Origin of the sequence: Bradyrhizobium sp. ISRA442, from assembly GCF_038085055.1 — a bacterium.
Lineage (GTDB): Bacteria > Pseudomonadota > Alphaproteobacteria > Rhizobiales > Xanthobacteraceae > Bradyrhizobium.
The window spans coordinates 24,487-49,593 of sequence record NZ_JALGCN010000026.1 but is presented as its reverse complement, the minus strand read 5'-3'; the positions used below and the strand labels follow the sequence as shown (position 1 = coordinate 49,593).

The following is a 25,107-nucleotide window of genomic DNA, read 5'->3' as shown; positions in this document are numbered from 1 at the left end:
TTCGCGGCTATGGCCGCGTTCGATGTTGCTTCTCATGCATTGCTGACGGTCCAAGGCTGATGGTGCCGCACCTAGGCGCCAAGCGACTAGGTGCGGCAGTGAATCAATGTTGAGGTCTGGTCAGGAACGACGAGCCCTGTGCCCAGGTGTTGGCATTCGACACGGGTGCCATGATCTGACCGGGGTCGACCCGACCGGTGTTACCCGCCAGATGCTGGTTCAGCAGTGCAAAGCTCTGGCTTGCCAGCGACGATGCAGTCGAGCCGCTCGCATGCGAGCTATCTGCCGCTGTGATCGGCGACGCAGAGGTCGCAACGCCTCTGTTGGCGACCAGATCCCTGATCTCGCTAAACAGAGCAGACCCCTGGCTCGTGCGCGTCGTGGTGGTCCCACCGCTCGCGACCGAGCCGCGATGCTGGCTCTGCCATCCAACGCCATGGTCTGACTCACCTGTATCCGTGCCGGTCGACGACGAAGGATTTGTCACAGTCTGGTTCGTGGTGGTCCGCACTTGAGGATCCGTCACGGTGATAGTCTGCGGCGTCGATGACGCCACGTCGCCGGTGATCGGGTCCTTTGCGGTTGCGGTCAGCGTGAGGTTTGCGACCGGCTGACCGCCGCCCTTGTACGACGATGTCAGCGTCAGTCCGCCGTCGACCTGCGCGGAGGTCAAGGTGATGTTGCTGCCCCTGAATTTGGTGCCATCGCTGGTGGTAATCGTCTCGTATCTCGGCAGCCCCTTGATGTTCAGGGTGACCTGATCATTGGGGTCAGTCGTTGTCACCGTTGTCCCGAGGTCGACCTGGCCGCCTCTCCCGGCCACCCAGAGAGAGTTATCCGCGACCGAGAGGACCGGCGTAGTCACGGACGGGGTCGACGGAGTTGACGGCGTCGTTGGGGTGGTCGGCGTCGTTGGAGTGGTCGGGGTCGTTGGCGTGGTCGATGCGGTCGAGATCTGAAGACCGGAGAACGTTTTCACCGCGCCGGAGAGGTTAGCTGCGAGACCGCCGGAATCCTTGATGCTCGCGCCGTTCGGGAGATTGACCCCAGTGATGGCGAGCGCCGAAGTATCGGTGTCGGTCGACGCGACGGTCGTCTTGAAGGTGAGCGCGTTCGTCCCGTTGCCGCTCACATAGGTGGCTTTAGCGCCATCATTGAGCGACAGCGTAGGCGTACCGGTGACGGTCACGGCCTCGCTGAAGCCGAGCTTCATTGTGACGGTATCGCCGACATGTTCGACTCCCGTCCCCGGTGAAGCGGAGGCCTGGGTCACTGTCGGCGCGACGTTGACGGGGTCGGTTGGAGTCGTTGGGGTAGTCGGCGCAGTCGGGGTAGTCGGGGTTGGCGAGCCCCCGCTCACCGCTTGGAGCATTGGAAGGACCGAATTCAAGTCCAGACGGAGGGAATTCATGGTCGCCGCATCATAGGCGTTGCCCTGGGCGCGAATGGCGGTCTGGTCGACTCCATTGTCGATGACGTAGGCGCCGTATTGCTGGAGGGCGCGGAACACCTCCTGGCCGAGCTGCGAAAGGCCGGAGGGCATCGGCGTTCCGGGCGGAATGGCCAGAAGCTGGCCTTCCTGCACGGTGCCGTTGGGATTGACGCCGTCGCCGGCAATTGCGGGGCCGGTGTAGCCTGGCTTCAAGAGCGAGCTGTCGAGGGCGATCTGCAGGGCATGATTGATCGTGCCCGTGTCCGTCTGCGCCTGGACAAGAAGCCCGCCGAGCTCGCTCGCGCCGGCGGCAACGATGCCTGCGCCTTGCGAGTTGGCGCCCCAACCGGTGTCCGTGACCACGTTCGCCTTACCATACGACTGGGCGGTCGCGGTCGTGTTGCTCGTGCGGTCGAATTGCCAGAAATTGTAGGCGGTGTCGCCGTCGATGACTACGAATGCAGCGTCGGTGCCGGTCCCGCCGGTCGCCCCGGCCGGCATATGGACGCTGACGGTCCCGCCGGGCCATCCCCAGCTTTCGGGAACAGATACCTGCACAACCGGATCCGACGACGAGGCGACGTAGACTGGCGGCGTTGAGCCTACGTCGTAGTTCCATCCGGTCGAGCCGGGCCAGTTGATCCGCGTATATGTTGCTCCTGTCGGGACCTGCTGATTCCAAAGCGAGTCCGACGAAAACGGAGCAGAAGACAAATCGAACGACATGCTATCCTTTCCTTGTGGTTTGGCGCATCAAGAGCCTGGTAACGTACCGAGACGCTCGACCTCTTGAGCGGTTGGCGCCGCGCTACCTGCGTTTTACCTCTCAGTTTGTTCGAACTTTGGTCCGAATGGGACGGACAGACAGCCGAACAACGGCTTTTCCTACGAATGAACCGGAGTCGGCGCCGCCGCTCGACATGCCTGGAATTGCGCGTAGAATCGTCGGTCGCGTCTGCGATACCCCTGCAGATTGCGGTTTGAACTCCTTCGATTGACTCGCAGCAAAGCTTGCCTTCGGCGGCGATCGCCCGATGCCTCCTTACGGATCCTGACCGATCCGATGTCGGCCACCGATATTCGGAAAGCGACGCATGATCTTGAGCTTGCAAAAACGAAGTCGCCAATTCGAAAGATTTCTCCGAGCCTTTATGGTTAGCCCCGTGGAGGCCGCCCGGGACACAACGAAGCCGCTTGCGCGGCAGCTAAGCGGTAGCGCCGCTTGGCTGGTGTCTGAGAGGATTGAGGGTTCTCGAGGCGCGAAACCTTTTGACAGGAGGTTCTCCGATGGTTGAGATCAGCCCTCTTCGCCGCCGCATGATCGAGAATATGACGGTCCGCAATCTGTCGCCGGCGACACAGCGATCGGACGTCAACGCGGTATCGAAGTTCAGCCGGTATTTTGGCCGCTCCCCCCTGATCGTTTGGGCCTGGAAGACTAGGCGGTGCGATCCGTTGATGGCGCGCGGCACTGGTGAGCGGGCCGGAAGATACCTGCCCCAGGCAAAGGCTGCCTGGACCGCATGGTTCATTCATCGAGCGTGTCTAGGAACGCTGCTGGCCGCTTCGAGCCTGATCGCCGGGCATGCAGGCACTGTCAAGAGCGAGCCATACACCTGGACAAACGTGAAGTGGGGTGGCGGTGGGTACGTCACCGGGATTGTCGCGCATCCGTCCGCCCCCAACTTGCTCTACATCCGCACCGATGTCGGTGGATGCTATCGGTGGGATGCTGCCAACCAGCAGTGGATTCCTTTGCTCGATTGGCTCCCACTCTCGCAGGAGAATCTATTCGGCGGAGAAAGTATCGCTATCGATCCATCGAACCCCAACAACGTCTACTTCGCTGCCGGGATGTTCAATTCGTGGCCCGGCGGACCGTGGGATGTGCTTAAGTCTACGGATCAAGGCAAGACATGGGAGCGCACTAATCTGAACGTCGTAATGAACGGCAACGATTTCCCCGGCGCGCTCAACGGGGAGCGCTTGATTGTAGATCCGAACGACGGCAACGTCCTTTACTTTGGTTCACGCAACGACGGTTTGTGGAAGAGCACCAACGCCGCAGCAAGTTGGCAGCGGGTCGAGAGTCTTCCAAAAGGCACGGCGGGAATCGGGATCACCTTCGTGGCCATCGATCGCACGACAGGCAGGGCGGGATCGCCTTCTTCAACAATCTATGCCGCTGTACGTGGCCAGGGAGTCTACCGAAGCACGGACGCAGGGCTCTCGTGGGCGGTCATGGCCGGCAGCCCAGTTGACCCTCACCGTGAAGCCATCGCCTCTGATGGAACCCTCTACGTGACCCACGATGGCGGCGTCGCGAAATTTTCCGGGGGCGCCTGGACCAACATCTCGCCGTCTCAGCAGAGGCGCAACTTTTCGGCCATCAGCGTTGACCCGACCAATCCAAACGTAGTGGTGGTGATGGAGAGCAACTACGGCTGGTACCGCTCCACGAATGGCGGCACCGGTTGGACCTTTTGGAACGTGAGCGCCACTTCTTCGGTCCCGTGGCTGCCCAACAGCGAGTTCGCGGATGGGCCGTCGGCGATGGTAGTTGATCCCAGCGATCCGAAGCGGGTCTGGTTCACGGACACCGGTGGGGTGTGGCGCACTGACGATATCACCGCGAAGCGCCAGATTTGGCAGAGCCACGTAAATGGGCTGGAAGAGATGGTCGTCTTCGACGTCAAGTCCCCGCCCCGGGGCGCTCCACTGCTCTCAGCTGTGGCTGACCATATAGGGTTCCGAAACGCCTCTCTCACCACGCCACCGCCCAACGAGATGGGATATACGCCCTTCGGATCCTCCACCGGAATCGATTTCGAGGAGGCGGATCCAAACTTCGTCGTGCGGGTGGGACATTCTCATGCTGGAAACACCTCGCCGGCTGGTGGCTACTCCATCGACAATGCGCAGACCTTCACGGCCTTTTCATCCTACCCAAATAGAGACTTCGACGGCCGGGTGGCGGTTTCGGCCACGTCACGGCGGATCGTGTGGCTGCCGAAAGGAAGCGTTCCCTACTACTCGACGGACCTGGGCGCCTCGTGGACGAAGTCGATTGGAACGCCATCGGGCGCCGTCGAAGGAGCGCACCACTGGACCAAGAACAAGCCGCTGGCCGCGGACCGCATAGATGGGAGCAAGTTCTACCTGTACGATTACCACAGCGGGCATTTCTACGGCTCGACCGATGGTGCGGCGACATTCGAGAGCATCTCGACTATTCCGTCTTTGGGCTGGCGACAGCAAGTTGTAGAGGCCGCCCCAGGAATGAAAGGGGAGGTTTGGATGAGCAACGGTGCCTCGGGCCTTTATCGTTCGTCGGACGCAGGTAAGACTTTCGCCAAGGTTGCTAACGTCCAGAACGCCTTCATGTTCAGTTTCGGAGCGCCCCCGAACGGGTCGAAAGTCCCGACCGTCTTTCTCTACGGCACAGTAGAAAACACGAAGGGAATATTTCGATCCGACGACATGGGCATCAGTTGGATTCTGATCAATGACGCCCAGCACCAGATGAGCGATTTCGTGAACGGAGCGGGGGCCATGGCGGGCGACCGGCAGGTCTGGGGCCGCGTGTACATCGGGACCGACGGACGGGGCGTCTTCTACGGTGTACCGTCTGATGCAGTCCCAAGCCCGCGGGCGCAGTGACTGATTTTGTCAGCTCATTTAAGCCTTGGGCTGCCACACCGCTTAGCGAGCCATTTAAGGCGTCCAGCCTGTTCATAACACGTCGCGTTCGCCGTATCAGACGGACGTGCGGAGCCATTGCTCCAGCATGAGGACACTAAATAGTATCTTGTGGTGGTCGGCCCGGCCTGCCGCGTGGTCAACCAGCATGGATTGCACAGCAGCCTGCTCCAGGAACTGGTAGACCTGTGACTGCGGATCGGCCAGGTATTGTCGGATCCGTCCGTCGAGAGATTGGCGGAACCACCCATCGACAACATTCATCGCGAATGCGCGCTTCTTGCGATGGATTATTTCCGACGACAACAGCCGCTTGCTCACTTCGCGATGAAGCCACTTGCGAACGCCGTGACGCACCTTGAAGGACGCGCCCAATTGCTGCACGTACTCGACCACTTCGCGATCGAGATAGGGCACGCGAACCTCGAGGGCGTGCGCCATGGACAGCTTGTCGCCATACATGAGCAACTCATCCGGCAGCGACGAGCGCAGCTCGAGTAACTGAAAGGCGTTCAGGTCGTCCAGGTTTTTGAAGGACGGCCGGTATTCCTCCCAGCAGCGGGCCGCCACGGTGGTTTCCCCGTCAGCGATCAGCTCGGGGCGAAAAAGCCTCTGCATCGCGTTGTCCGAAACGAGGGAGAATACCTGCTGGAAACGACGAAGGCGGTCGGGCTCGTGCAGCGAGTAAAGGCCACGCTTGATCGTATCGTTCCGCGGGAGGGCGCGCGCGAGTGCGGCACCGGGTGCCCGCAACCAGCCGGGCAGCGCGCGCCAGGCGGCGCCATAGTGCACGCCGAGGTGTCGGGTGTATCCGCCGAACAGCTCATCCGGCCCCTGGCCGATAAGCGCTACCTTCACGTTTTCACGAGCCTGCTGGCAGACGAAGTACATGGGCACGATCGACGGCGAGGCTACCGGTTCCTCGAGGAGGTCCACGATGCGGGGCAGGACGTCTTCAAACTTTTCCCGGGTGAGGTGAATCGCGTTGTGCTTGGCCCCGTAGGTCCGGGCTGTTTTGGCGGCATCCTCGAGCTCATCATCGGCGAACGATGATCCATACCCGACGCTGAACGTGTGCCAGTCGCGGCCATAGAAGCTCATCAGAGCGAGCAACAGGCCCGAGTCCAGGCCGCCGCTGAGCAGCAGTCCGAGCGGAACGTCGCTGATGAGATGCCGTTTCATCGCCGCCTGGTAGAGCTCGACCAATCTTTCCGTCGCCTCCTCCGGGCGGGGCTGCGGCGCGAATGGCTCCGGGGCGAACTGGTAGTAGCGCAAGACGTGCACCTGGCCGTTTTCGACGACGAGTTTTTCACCCGCGGCGAGCTTCTGGACACCCTTGAACATCGTGCGCGGGGCCGGCGTGTAGCGATAGCGCAGAAAAAGAGCGACGGCTTCGGGATCAACGCCCGGAGGTTCGTCGAAAGCAACGCAGACCGGCCGGATCTCCGAACCAAAAGCGAGCGATCCGTTGCGGATTGCGTAGTAGACCGGCTTGATGCCCATTGGATCGCGCGCCAGCAGCAGCCGGCGCTTTTTCACGTCCCAGATGGCAAGGCCGAACATGCCGTTGAAGCGGTTCAGCACGGCGTCACCCCACTGCTTGTAGCCGTGCACGATCACCTCGGTGTCGCAGTTGGAACGAAACACGTGGCCGTGCCCCTGCAATTCCTGCCGGAGCTGCTGATAGTTGTAGATCTCTCCGTTGAAGACCACCCATACCGCCTGGGCTTGGTCGGACATTGGTTGGTGGCCAGCGGGTGACAGGTCGATGATCGCCAGCCGGCGGAAACCGAGGCCGAGATTCCCGTCAAAATGCTGGCCGGCGTCGTCGGGGCCGCGGTGGATAATCGTGCCCATCATCGCTTCGATGGTGGAAGCGCTGACGAGCGCACCGCTGCTGAAGTTAAACTGCCCGCAGACGCCGCACATGGTGGAGCCCTTTCAAGTGGAGTTCGAAGCGTCTTGCTCGTCGCGCAGCCGCAGGCAGAGCGCGCGGAACACCTCCGCCTGGCCCCACCGGTGCGCCCTACGTGGATTGCGCTGGGCGCCATTTTCGTAGGGGAACTTGTGGGCAACTGAAAGCTTCACCGGATGGATACGCGAAGCTCTTCGTTAATACCTTTCATATGGAGAGTTTTCCAAATTGTTTTCTTCAACGTGGCGCCGGCGTGACCATCGGCGGTGAAGCGTTCGTCGTCGACGGCGTGCCGTTCATCAACGATCGTCATACGAGCGCCCCGCGCCAACCACTCGCTCCTGTAGCTTCACGAAAGAACCTGCTCGTACACAGATTGAATTCGCCTTGCGACCCTTGCGAGCGAAAGTTCATCGACCGCGGCATAACCGCCGGACAGACGCTTTCCACGGACCAGTACCTTCTCTACAGCTTCCGCGATAAAGATCGGCTCGTCAGATACGATGTAACATCCTTCAAACTCTTTAATTCGCTCGGCCACATCGCCAACATCGACGGAAACTATCGGTAGATTGCAGGCAAGAGCTTCTTTGACAATGTTCGGAGAACCCTCGTGAGCGGACGTAAGGAGCAAACAATCGACGGCGTTCAGGAATCGCGCTACTTCTTGTTGAGGTCTCCTATCAAGCGTGACCAGTCGGGCAGATGGATTGGATTTTCGAATCAACTCAAAAGCCGCTTCGGCGAGTGGGTATCTCTTATAACCCCCCGCTGAGGGCCTCCCTGCAAAAAGGACGTGCTGCTCGTCTTCTTTTAGACCCACTTCGCGCTTAGCGACCGTTCTGGGATAGAAGATATCAAGATCCACCCCATTGGAAATGATGGACGTTGTTTTGGCGCGAAGATATTTTGCAAGTCCGGCACTCTTCGCAATATTGTGAGCCGTCGCGTACGACAATAGACGGGAGAATAGCCCGTGCAACACTCGATTAGAGAATCGATATTCTCCCCACTTGTTGCAATCTCCATATACATCGTTACCCATAAAAGACACAACGAGTGGCTGGATAGTAGCGAATCTGGCAGTCCAGCCTGAATACATATAATGCGCATGAACAATATCGTAATGCCTCAAACGCAGGGCCTTCCGTACTTCAGCAATACCCTTCGTATATTTGCCAATGCCAGTGCCATTGAGCAGGCAAACATCAACATCAATCCCAAGCTTCACCAGCGACTCCACCTGAGTGTAGATGAAAACGCCCGCAGACGGATTCTGTTCAGTAGGGTATGCGCCCGTAACATGCAGCACCATCATCGCAGCTTGCTCCTTGTGTCTCCTGGAAGGAGAGCGCCTGATAATTCGCGATAAACCTCGATGAACTTTTCCTTTCTTGCCAAAGCGAAATTTTGGAAGCTCCGGTGCATCACCGCGACGATCAGAATACGGACGTCACATAGCGCCGGCTCGCTTTCGAACTGCGGATAGAATTGCGAACATCAGCTCCTGCTTGCGCATGGTGCTGGCATTTTCGACCCCATTGTCTTCGGCGAGCGCAACGAGTTTGGCCTTCAGTCTTGCTTTTACACCTCTTGCTGATTTCAGTAGTGCCGGACCTGGATCGTCCCAACGCCAGTAGGCGTTGTGAATCCGATGATGTGGTGGATAGAAACAGCTGGTGCCGAGGATTCGGGCCGAGATAAAATCCGTAAATTCGTCGCGCCAGACATGGGTTGGGTCAAGATTGAGTGGTGGACAAGGCTGACCGGCGGCGTCGCAATAAGCGACATGACAGAGATTGATGCCGCAGAGTGCGGAGATCTCCACCTGTCCATCGGTCCGCCCGACAGTTGGCTCGACAAACCGGAAGCCGCGGTCACGCTGATCGCGCTTGTATTCCATGCTGGCGAAGCCGTTCGTAAACCCGATTGATCGGAAGAAGCGTATCGTCAGATCTTCCAACTCCTCGGCGACTTCCGGCGCCGCCCAGCAACTAGCGGTCAGGCCGATCTGCGGCGGCCAAGAACGGCCTTTGCGGCCCGTAAAGGCAACCGAGGAACGCGGGCCGATGTAGCAAAGGCAAAAGTAGATGGAGTCATTCGACCCCTCGATCCACTCCTGAACAATCACCTCCCCCACCTTGTCCAGCACTCGCTCGCAGAGCGACCGCGCATCGGCTTCGCACTCGATGCGATAGGCCTTCTCAAAGGAGCCGTCATACGCTTGGGAACGGCCGTTCGGCTTCACGCATAGTGGAGGCCGAAGATAATGGAGGCCCTTCAAGTCAATCTGGTTGCGCAGCAAAAGGGTCTTGGGCACCGGAAACCCACCCCGCTCGGCCAGCCGGAAAAACCGTTGCTTCAGAGTCAAATCGACCACCAGTTCGTGGGGTGGAAGTCGGAAACCGAATAAGGGAGCTACATGGTTCCGGTACTGCGACACTGTCAAAAGCGGGCGGTCATCGGTAAATATTATGACACCGCCATGAGGCATTCCTTTTCCTAGTCGAAGCAGTTCTTCCACAAAATCTTCGCCGTGAAAGGTCGAAACTGTAAATGTTCGCGCATATCGCGATCCCATTGTCCCATCGTTTGCGTCAATGACTACTACCGAGCGAAGTCCTGCCCGGGCCAAGCTGCGTACGACGGATAGGCCGTTTATTCCTCCTCCCAAGACTATAGCTGCTGGTGCGCCATCGGCTGCTACAGCGCTTTGCCGCGGATTTATTGCCTGATTGGGCATGACGCCTCAGTCCTATCGCGAAGACCGATCTCCCTTGACTGCTTCCGGACGGGCGTCCACTGGCATCCCCGTGCTGAAGATGTCGACCGCAGGTCTTCGCCTAAGCGCCACACTCGCCAGATGTCTCGATATCCTGCGAGATGCGAAATCGGCGCCAAACACGAAACGCATTACGGGTCCAAACGTTGTGGTCGATGCATGTCCCACAAAGTACAATCCAGGGACGGACGATTCGAAATTCACTGACAGCCGCGGAGTTTTCCCGACAAGATGCAGTCGCTCCAAAACTGCAGAACTTAGAAACGCAAGACGATGCACATCGGCTCTATAGCCCGTCGCCGCGATTACGTGATCTGCCTCCACCATCTGGGAGCTGCCGTCCATCGAGATCAATTGCAATTGCACACTATGCCCGGATACTCTCGCCTCCCGCAACGAGCGCCCGAGATGTAAAGGGACAGATGCTACGCGATACTTCATCGGCCACCCTCCGGACGCTGAGGGGAATTTTTCCGCTATCCCAAGTCGATAGGACTCGGGGAAGTAGCGAAACAGCCAAGGTAAGTCCGCGAACAGCCAGTGTTTCCAACCCGGACCGATTCCGGATACCGGCCGCCATTGACCTGGGTGCAAGCCCAAGCGGCCCCATGGGCCACTGAAGATGATGGTTGGCTTGCGGTAGATAAGTTGAACGTTTCCCACTGCCTCGTTCAAGAGTACCGCTATATCTATTGCGGATGCTCCGCCTCCGAGTACCGCGACGCGCTGCCCCTGGAATCTCTGAAATTCGTGAACATCGGAGGAATGCGAGAGCTTATCGCTCGGCAGATGAGAGAGCGACTCGGGGATATGGCGAAAATAGGTTAGGCCTGTTGCGATCACCACTTTGTGCGCCCTGAAACACAGTCCGCTCTTCATGCGAAGATCGAATCCTTCTGAAATTGGAATCAGGGAAACGAGCTCCTCGTGTTCTACATTCGGCACGAAGCGCTGTTGAAACGCCACCCCGTAAGCCGAGAATGTTTCCAACGGAACTGGACGATCCAAATCGTCATAAGGATTGCCCTCTTCGATGCAGAACTGCCTCAGCGTAAAGGCCTGCTCGGGATCAGAAAGGTTTGATGCGAACCCAGCGGATTTGAGCAGCATGCCTTTCGGCATGTTGTTTTTCCAACTAGCCATCGGACTTCCGATGACACGGCAATCAACGCCGAGTTTGCGCAAGTGTGCTGCAACCGACAATCCAAAGGGGCCAGCACCGACAATGGCCACATCGCATGATCTAGTCAAAGTCACACCTCTCGTGGGTTCTCGCCTGCCAAACGGCCCGATCCGCCTTCCGAACCTTCAAGAGCTCGCGTCTACGCACGGAATACGGAGGACAGCTCCTTCTTGGTCAGCCGCAGCCTAAGATTCGTAGCAATGGTCCTTAGCACTGACTTGGCATGCCTGAAGTTGGCCTCGAGGCGGCGCTCTGGACCGTCTCTACCTATCGCGATCCACTTCATAGCATGCGCCGCATTAGCTAGATGGGGCTTGTGCCCGGCGGAGCCCGCCAGAAAATCGTAGCCGCGCTCCCCGCGCACGATGCTGTCCTCAATAGACAGCACATGGCTGACTAGCCCGGGCTTGAGCCGGCCATCGCGCTCATAAAGAAAGCCGCTTTGGTAATTAAGAACACGGTCGTCATGCACAAAATTGTACAAGACCCCGATCGTCTGGTCCCCTACCAACGTCCGTGAGATGCGGACGGCCCCTATGGGGACTCCGAGCGCAATCAGTTCCTCGTGAAACTGACGGAAGTCCGGATTGGCAAGAGGCCCCCTGCATCCCCATCGCGCCTCATGAAACGCCTGCAGCAAATCGAACGCGGCGAGAGCTTCCGAGGTCGTTTCCATAATCCGGAACTCAATGGGCCCGCGTTCCGCATATAACCGCATGGCACGGTTCACGGCCTGGCGCGTATTGCGGCCCAACGTCGCGCGGTAATGTCCGCCTCTCTGGCGGACCTTGGCGAAATCAATCCACCATACCGTATCTGTCTGCTTCACCTCCGTAACGAGCCCAACTCGGCTTGCGGTGCGACTCGCGGCCATCTCAAAGTCGAGGTCGATTCCAGAGAGCACCAGTTGGTCCGAGTGCCGCAAGCGGTGCGTCAAGGCCTCGAGGCATGCGTCTATAGTGGCATCGGCTAGAGATCGATCTGCAAGAATATCATTGTACTCGATGTACAAGCTGTCGAAACGAGTATCTCCGGTTTCGTTCAATAGCCAACGCGCCCCCGCATGCGGCCCGAGACTCCACGCTCGCCGCCGGCAAATAATCGCCAAACCAACGATCTTGCCTGACGCCCGAGCGACGAGAACGTGCGGTTGCGCGGCCTTCGGGAGATGCCGTAGCCAAGTGCCGATCCAGAGCCAAGACAAGTAGAATGAGTGGGGCGCCCGCGCTTCGAGCTCCTTCCACGAGGCCTCAAGTCTCTCAAGGTTCCGCAAGGTCTCCACGCTGACGTCGATGAGCATCATGACCCCCATCGAAGAAAAACTTCATATCGCGAGCACACTTGTAAAGACGAAATACTTGACTATCCGCTAAGGCTCCGGAGCCCGGTCTCTGCGGGACTCGGATACATGTCGGTGACAGAGGATTCTCACGATCCGACGATCCCTAAGCGCCCGGCAGGAATTGCCATCGCATTACTGGCCTGCGCCGGCCGCCGGTGCATTTGCTCGGCCCATTGTCTTCGCCATGCCTCGAATGAAAGTAGGGTCCATAACTGGTATCCATAATCCTTCTCCTCCGAGATATGCCTCCGCCAAATCTCTTGCGCCGGTTTTACGTCGAGGATCCCACCGCCGTATCTGGCAGGCGCAAGCAGGTCCTCGGCCCAATCTCGTAACGGCACTCTAAGCCATTCGCCTATAGGGACACTGAATCCCATTTTCGGCCGTTCGACCAAATGGCGAGGAACAAAACGGTCGAGGACCCGCCGCAGCAGCCACTTCGTCTCTCCGTTCCGCACCAAAAATCGTGGAGGAAGGCGCCACGCAAATTCGACTATCCTATGGTCCAGGAGTGGCGGACGCGCCTCCAAGGCTACTGCCATTGACGCCCGATCGACCTTCTGCAGTATATCGTCCGGAAGGTAGGTAACTGTGTCGAGAAAGCGAGCGCGGTCCAAAACGCCAAGTCCTGGTGGCGCGCACCTCAACCCGGGGGAATTTTCCCGATCAGCCATGTGAAGCCCAACATCCGGAACCAGGCTGACAAGCCGAGTGTAAACCCCATCCGGATCCAACGACAGCACGCGAGATAGAGTTCGCACCTTGTCTCCAAGTCGTCGCGGAATCATACTGCCACGAAAGAGGTGCGATAAACGATTTAAGATGGCGGGAGGCAAAGCGCCCAAGATGGCACCGGCGGCCACCCGAAACCGAATAGGCATCGGGCCAGCGTATCGCGCGAACCGCGTCAGAATTTTGTACCTGTCGTATCCGGCAAACAGCTCATCGCCGCCGTCGCCGGACAATGCTACGGTGACGTGACTTCGCGTCAGCTTCGACACCAGAAAAGTTGGTATTTGCGAAGAATCCGCCAATGGCTCGTCATACATTTCAGGGACCAGAGGTACCGTCGCAAGCGCATCAGCAGCGGTAATGACCAGTTCCGAATGTACACTCCCTATGTGACGAGCAACGCGGGCGGCGTATGCCGATTCATCAAACCCCAGGTCGGGAAATCCAATCGAAAACGTACGGACCGGCCCCTTCCCGGCTGCCATCATTAGCGCCGCAATTGAAGAGGAGTCGATGCCTCCTGACAAAAACGCGCCAAGCGGCACATCGGAAATCATTTGCCTGCCGACTGCATCGGCGAGCAACGAGGAAAACGTTTCTATTGCCTCTTGGTCACCAACTTCCAGCGGCGCTTCGACGCCTTGTGCCACTGCATCTTCCAAGCGCCAATACCGGGTCCGGGAAATATGCCCATTGACGCCAATCGATACGATCTCACCCGGCATCACCTTCTCGATACCGCGCAATATCGCACCCGGTGCCGGAACATAACCAAATTTGAGATAACTGCTTACAGCTGCCGCATCGATCTCCCTTGGCACAAATCCCAGTCCCAGCAGGGCCTTTATCTCCGACCCAAATGCGATCTTTCCTCCATGGCGGGTAAAAAACAGAGGCTTAATTCCAATTCGATCGCGTGCGAGATGCAGCACCCGCTCTCGGCGATCCCAAAGGGCCATCGCGTACATGCCGTTGAGCGATTTTATCGCTGCCATTATTCCTTTACTTGCAACGGACTCGACCAGAACCTCTGTGTCCGAATGACCGCGCCATTTCACCCAGGCAACGTTCGGCTCCCGACGAATTTCCTCCGTATTATATATTTCGCCGTTGTAACTTACGACCCACCGTCCATCTGCCGACATCATGGGCTGCGCTCCGGCCTCACTTAGGTCAATGATGGCAAGGCGGCGGTGCGAAATCGCGACGCCAACCGCGGCATCAATCCACACCCCCTCACCGTCTGGTCCGCGATGCGCAATCGCATTCGCCATGTCGCGCGCCGAACGTTGCAAGGCCTCCGGCCGCGCAGCGAGACTAGGGTCAATCAAACCTGCAATCCCGCACATAGCGATCAATCCCTTTCAGCAGTCTCCAAATATGATCGTTCGATCAAGCTGAGGCCCCAGCTTGCAGCCAAACTTCGAAAGAAGGCGCGCTATTCCGCGCTTGCCAATCGCCGAAACAGCTCAACGTGCTTCTGCACCATTTGCTCAATCCCGAACTGCTGCTCCACGAGCGCCCGTCCTGCACGACCGAATGCGCTTCCAATGTCAGGGCGGTCGACAATTTCCCTTATCCGCAGCGCCAGCGTGTTTTCATCTCCGAATGGAATCAGGAATCCGTTCTCTCCGTCCTTGACAATTTCGCGATTGCCCGCCGCGTCTGTGGCTATGACCGGCTTTTCAAGCGCCATGTACTCCATAATTACATTAGAGATTCCCTCTCCGTTCGTTGAAACCAATACTCCGACGGAAAACGTTTTTACGATTTCTTCGACCCGTTTGCTGACTCCCAGAATGCGTATATTCGACTGACCGTCGCTCTTCAAACGCATCCTGAAGCTTTCCAGATCCGGTCCTTCGCCCACAGCGACAAACGTAATGTCCTTCCGCTCACTGCACAGCAATTTTGCCGCTTTGAAAAACGTACGATAGTCTCTCTCTCGATGGAATCTTCCGACCATACCAACTACGTGTTTGGTTCTTATATCCAACGAATGCTTGACGTCATCGACGTCAGGAAGATCATTTATTCGATCAAGATTGAAACCGTTTCGTATACAGAGACCTTTTTTGGCATCAACTCGAAAAGCTCTAAGTCCCGCTAATGAATTTGCCAATATCACAGTTGAAAATGGAGCTGTCAGAAGTAATCGTCGGTACCCGCGATCTTTCAAATTCATAAAGAGCGGCGCGTTTCGTATCATCCCGTTGATCAAAGCCGATCCAGATATCAACGCAATTGGTGAGGCATACATCGAGCACATCGACTCCCACGAATATATTATATGCGGTCGGTATTGCCTCGCCAGGCGATACAACTTTTGGAGAACACTGAAATCCCACCGTCGGTTTCTGCTGAAGATGTGTATTTTTACTCCCAGCGATCTCACCTCATCGTAGTGTATGACGTCTGAAAGAACGACTACTTCGCTGATGAATCCTTCCGTTTTGCTGAGCCCGCGCAGCAATTCGACCAATTGTCGTTCCTTCCCTCCGGAGGCCAAGGTGTCGGTTATATGCAGTATCCTGATCGCGGAACTTGACGAATTCAGCATTCCATCACCCGACCGTTATGAGCGCAGTCCCAGAGGATCCTCACGATTGGTGTTGGCAGGAACTGCCATCGGTCACTGGTCTGCGCCGGTAGTCGCCTTGAGCCGTCGTCGGATCTCCGCCGGGACGCCCATCACGAGCGAGCCGTCGGGCACGTCCTTCGTCACCACCGCACCGGCGCCGACGACGGCGCCAACGCCGATTCTGACGCCTGGCAGTAGGTTGGCTCCCAACCCGATCGCGGCGCCGCGCGCGATGTGGGGCCCGAGCATGGGCGAACCGTCGTAGCCGTTGCGGCCGATCGCATTGTCGTTCGAAGTGCCGACGCACCCCGAAATGAACACGTCGTCTTCGATCGTCATATTGCCCGCCAGCCAGGTGTGATCCTGCACCCGGACGCGATCGCCGATCTGCGTGTTGTAATTGACCGTGACGTAACGTCCGATGACGGCCTTGGAGCCGATCCGCGATTGTTCACGGATCGAGGCGCCGTCACCAATCAGGGTCCCCGCGCCGACCGAGACGTCGTAGAAAATTACCGCGTGCGGTCCGATAGAACAATCGGCACCGATATCGACCCACTCCTCGAAATGCGGCGGGCGCGTCAACGCGCCGGCCCCCTTGGTTGCCTTGCCGATGTAGGCTCCCGGAAAGATTTCGACGTTGTCCCCGACCCTTGCGCCGCTCTCAATCACGACATGCGGGTGAATGACCACCCGGTTGCCAATCGTAACGTTAGACCGCACCACGGCGAACTCGGCGATCGCCACGGCCTCTCCGATCGCCCCGGTCTCGACCACCGCCCAAGCACTGATTCGAGTCATCGAAGCTCCTTCGCGGCCTCTGCGCGCAACGCGGCGGGCGAATGCGTTAACGTCCGCCCCAATTTCTCGTGACCGTCCTGCTCGGCCGCAGCGCGCGCAATTGCGGCGATACCAAGCACCTGGTCGCGTGTGAGCTCGGGGAACATGGGCAGGGACAATGATTGAGCGGCCATCGCTTCGCAGTACGGCAAGTCGCCTTGCTTGTAGCCGAGATGAGCAAAAGCAGGCTGTAGGTGGAGCGGCACCGGATAATGGATCCCGGTCGTCACGCCAGCCTCGTGGAGCTTGTTCCGCATTGCGTCCCGCTCGTTCGTGGCGATCACATACAAATGATAGACGTGCATCGATCCCTTTCGAACGAATGGCGTCTTGATCCCCGACTGCGCCAACTCCGCGGTGTACCACTCTGCAGCGCGCCGCCGATTGGCGTTCCATTCATCCAGGCGCCGGAGCTTGACCTGCAGGATTGCCGCCTGGAGAGCGTCGAGCCGGCTGTTGAACCCGATCTCGGCGTGGCTGTAATGGCTGGTTCGACCGTGGTCACGCAGTCGTTCGATCCGCTCGACGATCGCGGCACTGTTGGTGGTGACCGCTCCGCCGTCGCCATAGGCCCCGAGATTCTTCGCCGGATAAAACGAGAAACAAGCAACATCGCCGAGCGCCCCGGTTCGGCCCCCCTGATATTCCGCCCCGTGCGCTTGGGCCGCGTCCTCTACTACATACAGGCCGCGCCGCCGTGCGATGTCCTTGATTGGACCCATATCAGCCGGCTGGCCGAAGAGGTGAACTGGGACGATCGCTCTTGTACGACCCGTTAGGCCGCGCTCGATCATTCTGGGATCGATCGTGTAGGTATCCGGATCGATATCGACGAACACGGGCCGCGCTCCCGACGCCACGATGGCCGCGGCGGTGGCGATGAAGGTGTGGGCGGTTGTAATCACCTCGTCGCCATGACCAACACCCAAGGCCCGTAGCGCCAAATGAAGCGCGTCCGTGCCGCTCGCCACACCGCGCGCATAGCGCACCCGGCAATACGCGGCGAAATCTCTTTCGAACGAGGCAAGCGCCTCACCGCCTATGAACTGCGCGGAGTCGATAATGCCCCGAATTGCTTCGGCCACCTCGTCTTTCAGCGCCGCATATTGCGCTTTAAGATCGACGAACGGAATGTGCATTTGTCGAACCTCACGAGAATCCGTATCTGTCACTCGGGGCTCTCATCGGGCACCGCGCCCCCGCAGCACCGCGGGAAACGTCAGCGCAATCAGCTTCAGGTCGGTCCATAGGGTCCAGTTCATCGCGTACTCGACATCCATCTCGAGCATTACCTCGGGGCAGAGGCGACCCCGGCCGCGCACTTGGCAAACTCCAGTGATGCCGGGCTTCACAATGTGGCGTTTATGGTGCCAGTCCCGGAAGTATTCGAGTTCATAAGGAATCGCCGGCCGCGGACCGACGATGCTCATTTCGCCCGTCAATACGTTAAGGAGTTGAGGCAGTTCGTCGAGGCTGGTTCTCCGCAGCCACCGCCCCACGCGCGTCACGCGAGGATCGTCTGTCAGCTTGTATGGGGCGCCGGGGTCGTTCGAGATGGATTCCTTCGCCCAAGCCCGCCGGATCGCCTCGCGATGGACGTTTTCGTCGGCCTTGTGGCAAAGCGTCCGGAATTTAAAGCAGTTGAACGGCTTCTCGTCTCGCCCAATCCGGCGTTGGCGAAAGACCGCGGGTCCAGGACTGTCGAGACGGATTGCTATCCACACCACCGGGAAGAGGGGGGCCAGCACCACGATCGCGAGAACGCTGATCACGACGTCGAGCGCCCGCTTGCCGAACTCCTGCGGGATCGCCCTTCGTCGCTTTGCTTCATGCGACCGCAATGTCGGCCCCCCTCACCGGTATGTTCCGACGCCGAAACATCCGTTGATCCTTGCCTTTGTGGTTGAGCCGTAGACACATCGATGCCGCTTCGAGCGCTTCGACAACGCGCAGCCCATGCGCTCCGTCCGCGCGCGGCCGTCCCCCGGTCATGATCGCGTTGACGAAGTCGAGTACCTCGAGTTTCAGCGGTTCGCTGTTGGATATCGCAGGGATATGAACGTCGCCATGATGGTAGGCGGACTGGAAGTCGGCGTACGAGTCGCCGTCGATCCGCGGCCTGAATCGCTTCTGATAAACGCGCACTTTCTCGGACGGCTGCACGTCGTCGAACACCAGCATCGCATCGCTTCCGACGATCGTGATTTGGCGCACTTTGACCGGGTCCAACCAGGAAACATGCACATGGGCGGTCGGCCCGCTCTTGAAGCCCATCTTGGCGTAAACAACATCCTCAACGTCGGGCAGAACGTGCGCGCAACCCCAGGCGCCGATTGTTCGCGGCACCTCCTCCAGCAGGCAGAAGATGATTGAGAGGTCGTGCGGCGCCAAGTCCCAAAGGACATTGGCGTCTTGCCGGTAGAGACCGAGATTCAGGCGTCGCGAATCAATGTAGTAAAGCTCGCCGAGAGAGCCGCTCTGGACCATCTGACGTATGAAACCCACCGCCGGGTGGTACTCGAACGTGTGCCCGACCATCAGCACACGCTTGCGCTCTTGAGCGATCGCATTCAACTCGCGGCATTGCGCGCTCGTCATAGATAACGGCTTCTCGACGAGCGCGTGCTTTCCGGCCTGGAGCACCGCCCGCGCCAACTCAAAGTGCGTCTCCACGGGAGTGGCGACAATGACCCCGTCTATAGAAGGGTTATTCAGTATCGCGCCGATATCGCGCGAAACAGCGACAGAAGGATATTGTGAACGGACATATTCCAATCTGTCAGGACTGGGATCAACGGCCATCGACATCCTTGCGTCGCGTATATCGCAGCTGACACGGATGTGTTTCGCGCCCCAATAGCCGCAACCGATGAGGGCGAGCGACGGGCCGTCTTTCGCGGTTTGAACTGCCGCGTCCTGGGTTTGGTTCGGAGTATCGAGTAAAGGAGGGACAAGTTTGGAGCGCAGTACTATCGAACGAGACATGCTCCCCTCCATAGGTCGCGCTCTTCGAACTTACTACAACACTAGTACAACCGCCCTTCTCGCCAGCCCAGTGGAGCGCACTATTGAGGGATAACCCTAAAGTTAGCGGCGCGGAATCACCGCGTCGCAAACGCTAAGTTCTTGGCGCTGATTGCCAAGCCAATAAACGTTCTTCTAGGGCATTTGGGAATAGTTTGGCGTTCCTGACCTCGTCGATTGCAGGACGGTCCTCCCCGCAAACTATGTCGACGAAGCGGGTCGAACCGACGATAGCGCTTGTGCGACGCCTGGCGCAGGGAGGTTAAACGACGTGGGGTTTCGCGCGGTTTTCGATTCGCGACGGCACGTCTGTCGCTGCTTCCGCGGACCCGGGCGATACGGCATCGTATGTTCGAACGCTAGCCAACGCTTCTGGCAAAAGAGCCGCAGCCGATGCCAAAACGGCCCCGCCCACCAGGCCCAGCGCCAGGAAAATGATCAGTTGGGGAAAGGCCGGAGAGTCTGGCGGGCGGGCTAATTGCGCAATTCGCAGACCCGATACGCGTGCGTTGGCGAGACTCGTGTTGATCCGCTCTTCCGTGGTTCGCTTCGCATAACTCTCGGCAGCGGCCACCGCTAGCGCCAGGTCCCGGCTCAGCCGATTGTATTCCGCCTCTCTCGACGAGAGAGTGGAAAGTTCATTGTTTACACGCTGGAGCTCCGTGCCAAAGTGTGTCTCGCGATTCTTTGCCCCGGCAAGATCCGCGTTAACCTTGAAAAGAGTATCCATTGTGTCCTGATAGACGCGAATGAGAAGGAGCGGTGGAGCCTCGGTGAGAGATCGCTCCGTCCGGCTCGTCTTGGCGTCACTTTCAGCCCTTTCGACGTTAGTTGCTCCCAAGCTGCTCACAATCCCGGAGACGTATTGGGATTGCGTGACCGGCTTCAGCCTCAGCAACTGCTCGGTCAATGCTTCCTTCCGACCTTGTAGCTCCACGATGGAGCCCTGCGTTGAACTAAGGGATTGGTTAAGTTGATCGGCACGGTTGAGAAGGAGAGTGCGCTGATCATGGATGGAATAGATCGAGACTGCAGCCGAAAAGTTCTCAAGCCTGGAGGCCGCTTTCTGTACCTCTTCCTGCAATTGTTTCCTCTGCACGACAAAAAACTGAAAGGCACCCGGCACGTTGAGAAGCTCCACCTGCTTGGCGACCAATGCGTCAGCAAGCGCATTGACGAACTCGGCCGCGATCACCGGATCGCGGTGAGGAAATGAGATCTTCAGAAGGTCGGTTTTGCCCTCTGCTTGTGCGGACATGGAGCGCCGCAGCATCGAAATCAGGATGTCGTCCTTGCGGCGGTTCTCATGAGCTGGAAGCAAGCGCTCAAGACCCAGCTTAGCTGCCGTTTCGCGTAAGGTCGAAATCTGATCAGCGGAAAACCAGCGCTTGACACCTAGCTCAGCTATCAGGGTGCCGTCGTTCGAGTGCATCCGGTCGAGGTCAGGAAAAAGGCGCTGAAGACCTACCTTGTTCGCCGCTTCGCGCACAACGTCGTCTGTCTCGGCAAGTCGGGCGAGCGAATTGATACCGGTAGGATCGACGATGCTGCGGGAGTCGACGACACTGCGAGATTCCGAGTCCTTGACACCATTGCCAACCAGGAGCAGGGCCTCGGCGTTGTAACGCCGCCCGACAAGCTGATAAGCGAAAAGAGACGCGGCGAGGACTGTCAGGAAGACGGCAAGCGCCACGACTTTGCGGCGCCGCAGTGCGGCAATCAGAACCTTGGCAGCAAGCAGCAGCTCCACCTAAAGCTCCGTTTTCTCAACAGGCCCGGCACCCGTCCGCTCTGTTCGCTCGAGAACGCAGTCTGCTGCGCCTCGAGTCGTCCACGCGTGGAGCGTCTTCGTGAGGTTAGCGCAGAGCAATGCGATTTACGATCGCATTAAAACACGCGGACAAGAATCGAAAGAAGTAGACCAAAAGAGGCATCGCCCAAACGCGTAGACAAAGACACATCCGACAGGGCAGATAAAATCGCGTCGGCTGGCAGTTACCCGCCCAATCCCTCAACGCTTAACGTTATGTCAAACTATGACAATGAGCCTCACTCTTCGCTGGAGGCCTTGAAACCGCAATTTCAATGAAACGCTTTCTTTCCGCCTGCGCGCGGACGTCACAACGATTGCCACGCGAGGTCTGACCCCGACGCGCACCCAGTGCAGATCGGTCTCGCCGCACGAGAGCCAATATCCGGACATTACGCTTGCGATCAAGAGGCTGGACCTTGGTATACTCTCGGCGACCTCGCGATCGGTCACAGCAGTTCACCCGCTCCACCGCATGGACGCTGATTGCTTCCGCTCTCAGGGAGCATCCGCATCGGCGGGTGTCCCTGCCTTCCTCGCATGCGCACGTGCGCGCCTCGGCGCCAACGTCTCATAGGCGGCGAGGAGGGAACGCTTTTCGAGCTCCCATTGAAATTCGCCGTAGGCACGCTCCCTGCCGTAGATCTGCATACGCTCGCGCCCGGCCTCGTCCTCAAGCAGCGCCACGATTCCGTCGCCGAGCGCCTGCGGCGTCAGCTTCGCTACCACCAGGGCGGCGTCGCCTGCATCACGCCTCGCCTGTGCCAAGTCGAACAGTACGAACGGCAGCCCAATGGCCATGTATTCAAAAACCTTGATCATCGACATCAACACGTTGCAGGCATTGGGCGGATCCGGAACGATGCCGATATCGCAAGCAGTCAGCATGGCAGGAAGCGCATCGCCTGAAATGTAACCGGCAAATTCGACATTGTCGGCGATTCCAAGTTCACCTGTGAGCCTCCTGAGCCGGCATGCTGCCGGCCCGTCGCCGATGATCAGACAGGCGATATCCGTTCGATGCTGGCGCTTGACGATGTACTCCATCGCCTGGACCAGCAGGTCTACACCGTCCTGCTCGGCAATCATTCCCACATAGCCGACGAGATATCGAAATGACCGCCTGACCGACAGATCGGGCTTGACCTGCCTGAAGCGCCCAAGATCGGGGACGCTTCTGACGATCCAAACCCTGTCTGGCGGCATCCCGCCTCGCTCCACGGCTTGCTGCTTCAGCGTAGGGTTTGTCGCGAGGCTCCCGTCGGCCGATCGAAACGTCCAGCTTTCAAGCAGCAACAGGAGACGATAAAAGAAATCCTGGCGGCCGAACTTGACCAAATAGAGTTCGGGGGCGGGATCATGCTGGTCAAACAGAAATTTCTTGCCGAAGAAGAACTTGTAGAAAATCGCGATCAAAAAGATCAAGTCCGGCGGATTGCACGCATGAAGGATATCGAATCCATGCCGGCGCGCCACCTTCAACGAGAGAACGACTTCCCAAAAAAGAGCGACAGCATATTCGAGAAGATAAGTTACGGCGCCCGAGCCTTCCACACCCCGTCGATGGCGGTAGATATGCACACCGTCCATCTGCTCGTATGCCTTGTCATATCCCTTCCCTTTCGGACAAATGACCGAAACGGTGTAACCAGCCTGGTGCAGCGCTGTGGCCTCCTGCCAGACCCGGCGATCGGCCGGCACCGGCAGGTTTTCGACGATTATAAGGACCGCGCCCGCTGCATCACCTAACGCAGATATGTTGTCCGACATAACCATTGCGCCTACGTCCGTCAGTTGAAGCGTGGCGACCTTTCGTATAGGACTCCTAGAGGAGGAGCACAATCTCGAGGTCGCGGACGATCCGCAGGATGCACGGTGGCCCTGCCGGCGAAGGATGATGCGACAACATCAAGAGGGAACGTCGACGCCATGGACACGGGCTCTTCGATCGCGCTCCTGCTCCGCAGCGACACTCCATCGCCCGACGATTGCAACCTAGCGGAAATCCTCGATTTTTTTGGAATTCCATGGACGGCGCTGACCGTTAGCGAAGCGAACGAGGCCAATATAGCCTCGCTGACCGCAAGTCATCCGCAGTACTCCATCCTGACTTCCGCGCCCTATCTCGCCGAAGCCCTGCAGCCCTGCAAGGCCGGAATGTTTCCGGCTTGGTTGGTGGCAGCCGCTTCGGTGTTCGTCTACGGATTTCGAGCTGCGGATCCCTGCAGGGCTCTGCTGCGCAAGATCACGGGAGACCCAGAGGCAGACATCCGCGGCATCGACGCTTGGCCGATAACCGTGTCCGTCACTGGTGCTTTTCCAGACATGTGCGGCCCAATGTCGGCCCAGCGGATCCAATTGGAGCCCGGCGCCGCGGATGCGGCGCTTGTCATTCGGCATCGTGGCGAATTGCAGAGCATCGTCGTGGCGCCCGAGGGACACCTGTTCGCCGGATTTTCTTATTCGGGCGTGCGCTTTTTTGCCGATGCGTCACTGGTGATGGTGGACATTCGCGAACGCGCTGCGACCTATTTTGATGTGAAGAAGCGCTTCGCCGGTGCGGTGCCGGTCGTGATGTATCTGAAATGGTCGTTCCGCGACATCTGCTGGACCACCTCCGAAGCAAACGCATGCCTGATCATCGACGATCCGCCTCTGTGGCCACGGTACGGCTTTCTCGATTTTGGCGAACTATTGCAGTTGGCCGACAAGCAGACGTTCGCGACCACCATCGCCTTCATTCCATGGAATTGGCAACGAACAAATCGCGGTACCGTTGCCGCATTTCGGCAAAATAGCGGAAAACTGTCGGTCTGCGTGCACGGCTGCGATCACACCCGTGGTGAATTTGCAGCCCGTTCAGCCGACCTACTCGACAGAAAGCTGAAGACCGCCAGGTGTCGGATGCAATCCCTTCTCAACAAGACCGCACTCAATTATGAAAACGTGATGGTTTTCCCGCAAGGGGCATTCTCGCCCGAGGCAGTGTCGGCTCTAAAGCGAAATGGCTTCGTCGCGGCAGTGAACACAGAAGTCGCGCCAGCCGATGACGCGTCGAACGAAACGACACTTGCAGACCTGTGGAGTGTCGCCATCGTCCGGTATGGGGGCTTCTCGATTTTTACCCGGCGATACATTGACCATGGCATTGAAAACTTCGCATTTGATGGACTCCTGGGCAAGCCGTGCTTCGTCGTCGGACATCACGATCTTTTCCGGAACCACGGCAGCGAACTGACGGACTTCCTCCGACAGCTTGCGTCCTTGCGGTGGAAACTCCGTTGGCGGACTCTCGGCGACGCCGTTTGCCGCAGCTACAGCATTCGACGCGACGGCGGAACGATCATAGTAAAGATGTTTGCTGAACAACTTCGCATCGAAAACATGAAGGCGATGACGCAACGGATCTGGGTCGTGAAGCAAGCACCGCAGGTCGTTTCTTTGAAAGGTGTTACAGTCAACCAAGACGTCGTCGCGTACGAATACGTGGATGGATGTCTTCGATTGATCGTCGATATCCCGCCCGGCGGGATGGCGGATATACGCTGGGTTCATCACGAAGAGCCGGATGCTTTCCCGGATTCAGAATCGGTCTCATACCGACTTGGGGTGGCGGTTCGGCGGTATCTGTCCGAACTTCGTGACAATTACGGGCTCCGCGACCTGTTTCGTTTTCGCAAGTAGCCGGGAGTAGATCGCTTTGTAGCGGACTCCGACGCCTGACCCGATACGTGTCGGAGAACTCAAAAGGATTACTCCCAATTCGC

17 protein-coding genes and 1 pseudogene are annotated in these 25,107 nt (G+C 58.4%); 3 read left to right on the top strand and 15 right to left on the bottom strand.

Annotated elements, in window-relative coordinates:
• Window positions 1-103: 103 nt before the first annotated feature.
• Window positions 104-2,158 carry a hypothetical protein gene (locus tag MTR72_RS34325; protein ID WP_280966554.1) on the bottom strand — a complete coding sequence of 685 codons (2,055 nt, stop codon included), beginning with the start codon at window positions 2,156-2,158 and terminating at the stop codon, window positions 104-106.
• Window positions 2,159-2,719: 561 nt separating this feature from the next.
• Between MTR72_RS34325 and MTR72_RS34320 the strand changes: the two are divergent.
• Both MTR72_RS34320 and MTR72_RS34315 read left to right on the top strand, forming a co-directional pair.
• Window positions 2,720-2,871, top strand: a pseudogene (locus MTR72_RS34320) (phage integrase N-terminal SAM-like domain-containing protein); the annotation flags it as partial.
• A gap of 19 nt (window positions 2,872-2,890) precedes the next feature.
• A complete protein-coding gene (locus MTR72_RS34315; RefSeq protein ID WP_280966555.1) occupies window positions 2,891-5,092 on the top strand; it encodes a WD40/YVTN/BNR-like repeat-containing protein in 2,202 nt (733 codons plus the stop codon).
• Window positions 5,093-5,188: 96 nt separating this feature from the next.
• Here the strand turns inward: MTR72_RS34315 and asnB (MTR72_RS34310) are convergent, their stop codons facing one another.
• The 14 genes from asnB (MTR72_RS34310) to MTR72_RS34245 form a co-directional block, all read right to left on the bottom strand.
• Window positions 5,189-7,060: an asparagine synthase (glutamine-hydrolyzing) gene (gene asnB / locus MTR72_RS34310; protein WP_341511969.1), complete on the bottom strand. Its 1,872-nt coding sequence runs from the start codon at window positions 7,058-7,060 to the stop codon at window positions 5,189-5,191.
• A 155-nt stretch (window positions 7,061-7,215) separates the two neighbouring features.
• Window positions 7,216-7,359, bottom strand: a complete 144-nt coding sequence (locus MTR72_RS34305; RefSeq protein ID WP_280966557.1) for a hypothetical protein — start codon at window positions 7,357-7,359, stop codon at window positions 7,216-7,218.
• A gap of 36 nt (window positions 7,360-7,395) precedes the next feature.
• Window positions 7,396-8,364: a glycosyltransferase gene (locus MTR72_RS34300; protein WP_280966558.1), complete on the bottom strand. Its 969-nt coding sequence runs from the start codon at window positions 8,362-8,364 to the stop codon at window positions 7,396-7,398.
• 135 nt (window positions 8,365-8,499) lie between these two features.
• Complete coding sequence (locus tag MTR72_RS34295; RefSeq protein ID WP_341511979.1) at window positions 8,500-8,652, bottom strand: Rho termination factor N-terminal domain-containing protein; 153 nt, start codon at window positions 8,650-8,652, stop codon at window positions 8,500-8,502.
• 1,149 nt (window positions 8,653-9,801) lie between these two features.
• Entirely contained in the window at window positions 9,802-11,061 is a 1,260-nt protein-coding gene (locus tag MTR72_RS34290; RefSeq protein ID WP_280966559.1) for an NAD(P)-binding domain-containing protein, read from the bottom strand.
• A gap of 89 nt (window positions 11,062-11,150) precedes the next feature.
• On the bottom strand, window positions 11,151-12,314 hold the full coding sequence (locus tag MTR72_RS34285; protein WP_280966560.1) for a GNAT family N-acetyltransferase: 1,164 nt from the start codon (window positions 12,312-12,314) through the stop codon (window positions 11,151-11,153).
• Between the two features lie 125 nt (window positions 12,315-12,439).
• Window positions 12,440-14,434 carry an asparagine synthase (glutamine-hydrolyzing) gene (asnB, locus tag MTR72_RS34280; protein WP_341511968.1) on the bottom strand — a complete coding sequence of 665 codons (1,995 nt, stop codon included), beginning with the start codon at window positions 14,432-14,434 and terminating at the stop codon, window positions 12,440-12,442.
• Between the two features lie 89 nt (window positions 14,435-14,523).
• On the bottom strand, window positions 14,524-15,345 hold the full coding sequence (locus tag MTR72_RS34275; RefSeq protein WP_280966562.1) for a glycosyltransferase: 822 nt from the start codon (window positions 15,343-15,345) through the stop codon (window positions 14,524-14,526).
• Between the two features lie 372 nt (window positions 15,346-15,717).
• Window positions 15,718-16,467, bottom strand: coding sequence for a hypothetical protein (locus tag MTR72_RS34270; protein WP_280966563.1), 750 nt, complete (start codon window positions 16,465-16,467; stop codon window positions 15,718-15,720).
• Window positions 16,464-17,645, bottom strand: coding sequence for a DegT/DnrJ/EryC1/StrS family aminotransferase (locus MTR72_RS34265; RefSeq protein WP_280966564.1), 1,182 nt, complete (start codon window positions 17,643-17,645; stop codon window positions 16,464-16,466). The genes MTR72_RS34270 and MTR72_RS34265 overlap by 4 nt, the downstream gene beginning before the upstream one ends.
• A 42-nt stretch (window positions 17,646-17,687) precedes the next feature.
• Window positions 17,688-18,347, bottom strand: a complete 660-nt coding sequence (locus tag MTR72_RS34260; RefSeq protein WP_341511967.1) for a sugar transferase — start codon at window positions 18,345-18,347, stop codon at window positions 17,688-17,690.
• Complete coding sequence (locus MTR72_RS34255; RefSeq protein ID WP_280966566.1) at window positions 18,334-19,491, bottom strand: Gfo/Idh/MocA family protein; 1,158 nt, start codon at window positions 19,489-19,491, stop codon at window positions 18,334-18,336. Before MTR72_RS34255 ends, MTR72_RS34260 begins: the two co-directional genes overlap by 14 nt.
• Window positions 19,492-19,792: 301 nt before the next feature.
• Window positions 19,793-21,280: a GumC family protein gene (locus MTR72_RS34250; protein ID WP_280966567.1), complete on the bottom strand. Its 1,488-nt coding sequence runs from the start codon at window positions 21,278-21,280 to the stop codon at window positions 19,793-19,795.
• A gap of 558 nt (window positions 21,281-21,838) precedes the next feature.
• Window positions 21,839-23,110 carry a glycosyltransferase family 4 protein gene (locus tag MTR72_RS34245; protein WP_280966568.1) on the bottom strand — a complete coding sequence of 424 codons (1,272 nt, stop codon included), beginning with the start codon at window positions 23,108-23,110 and terminating at the stop codon, window positions 21,839-21,841.
• 105 nt (window positions 23,111-23,215) lie between these two features.
• On the opposite strand from MTR72_RS34245, the gene MTR72_RS34240 reads away from it, so the two are divergent.
• A complete protein-coding gene (locus MTR72_RS34240; protein ID WP_341511966.1) occupies window positions 23,216-25,024 on the top strand; it encodes a hypothetical protein in 1,809 nt (602 codons plus the stop codon).
• Window positions 25,025-25,107 lie beyond the last annotated feature (83 nt).

Coding starts and splice junctions, on each gene's coding strand:
- MTR72_RS34325 (WP_280966554.1), bottom strand. CDS start 2,158: ATGTCGTTCGATTTGTCTTCTGCTCCGTTTTCGTCGGACTCGCTTTGG.
- MTR72_RS34315 (WP_280966555.1), top strand. CDS start 2,891: ATGGCGCGCGGCACTGGTGAGCGGGCCGGAAGATACCTGCCCCAGGCA.
- asnB (WP_341511969.1), bottom strand. CDS start 7,060: ATGTGCGGCGTCTGCGGGCAGTTTAACTTCAGCAGCGGTGCGCTCGTC.
- MTR72_RS34305 (WP_280966557.1), bottom strand. CDS start 7,359: ATGACGATCGTTGATGAACGGCACGCCGTCGACGACGAACGCTTCACC.
- MTR72_RS34300 (WP_280966558.1), bottom strand. CDS start 8,364: ATGATGGTGCTGCATGTTACGGGCGCATACCCTACTGAACAGAATCCG.
- MTR72_RS34285 (WP_280966560.1), bottom strand. CDS start 12,314: ATGATGCTCATCGACGTCAGCGTGGAGACCTTGCGGAACCTTGAGAGA.
- asnB (WP_341511968.1), bottom strand. CDS start 14,434: ATGTGCGGGATTGCAGGTTTGATTGACCCTAGTCTCGCTGCGCGGCCG.
- MTR72_RS34275 (WP_280966562.1), bottom strand. CDS start 15,345: ATGTATGCCTCACCAATTGCGTTGATATCTGGATCGGCTTTGATCAAC.
- MTR72_RS34270 (WP_280966563.1), bottom strand. CDS start 16,467: ATGACTCGAATCAGTGCTTGGGCGGTGGTCGAGACCGGGGCGATCGGA.
- MTR72_RS34265 (WP_280966564.1), bottom strand. CDS start 17,645: ATGCACATTCCGTTCGTCGATCTTAAAGCGCAATATGCGGCGCTGAAA.
- MTR72_RS34255 (WP_280966566.1), bottom strand. CDS start 19,491: ATGTCTCGTTCGATAGTACTGCGCTCCAAACTTGTCCCTCCTTTACTC.
- MTR72_RS34245 (WP_280966568.1), bottom strand. CDS start 23,110: ATGTCGGACAACATATCTGCGTTAGGTGATGCAGCGGGCGCGGTCCTT.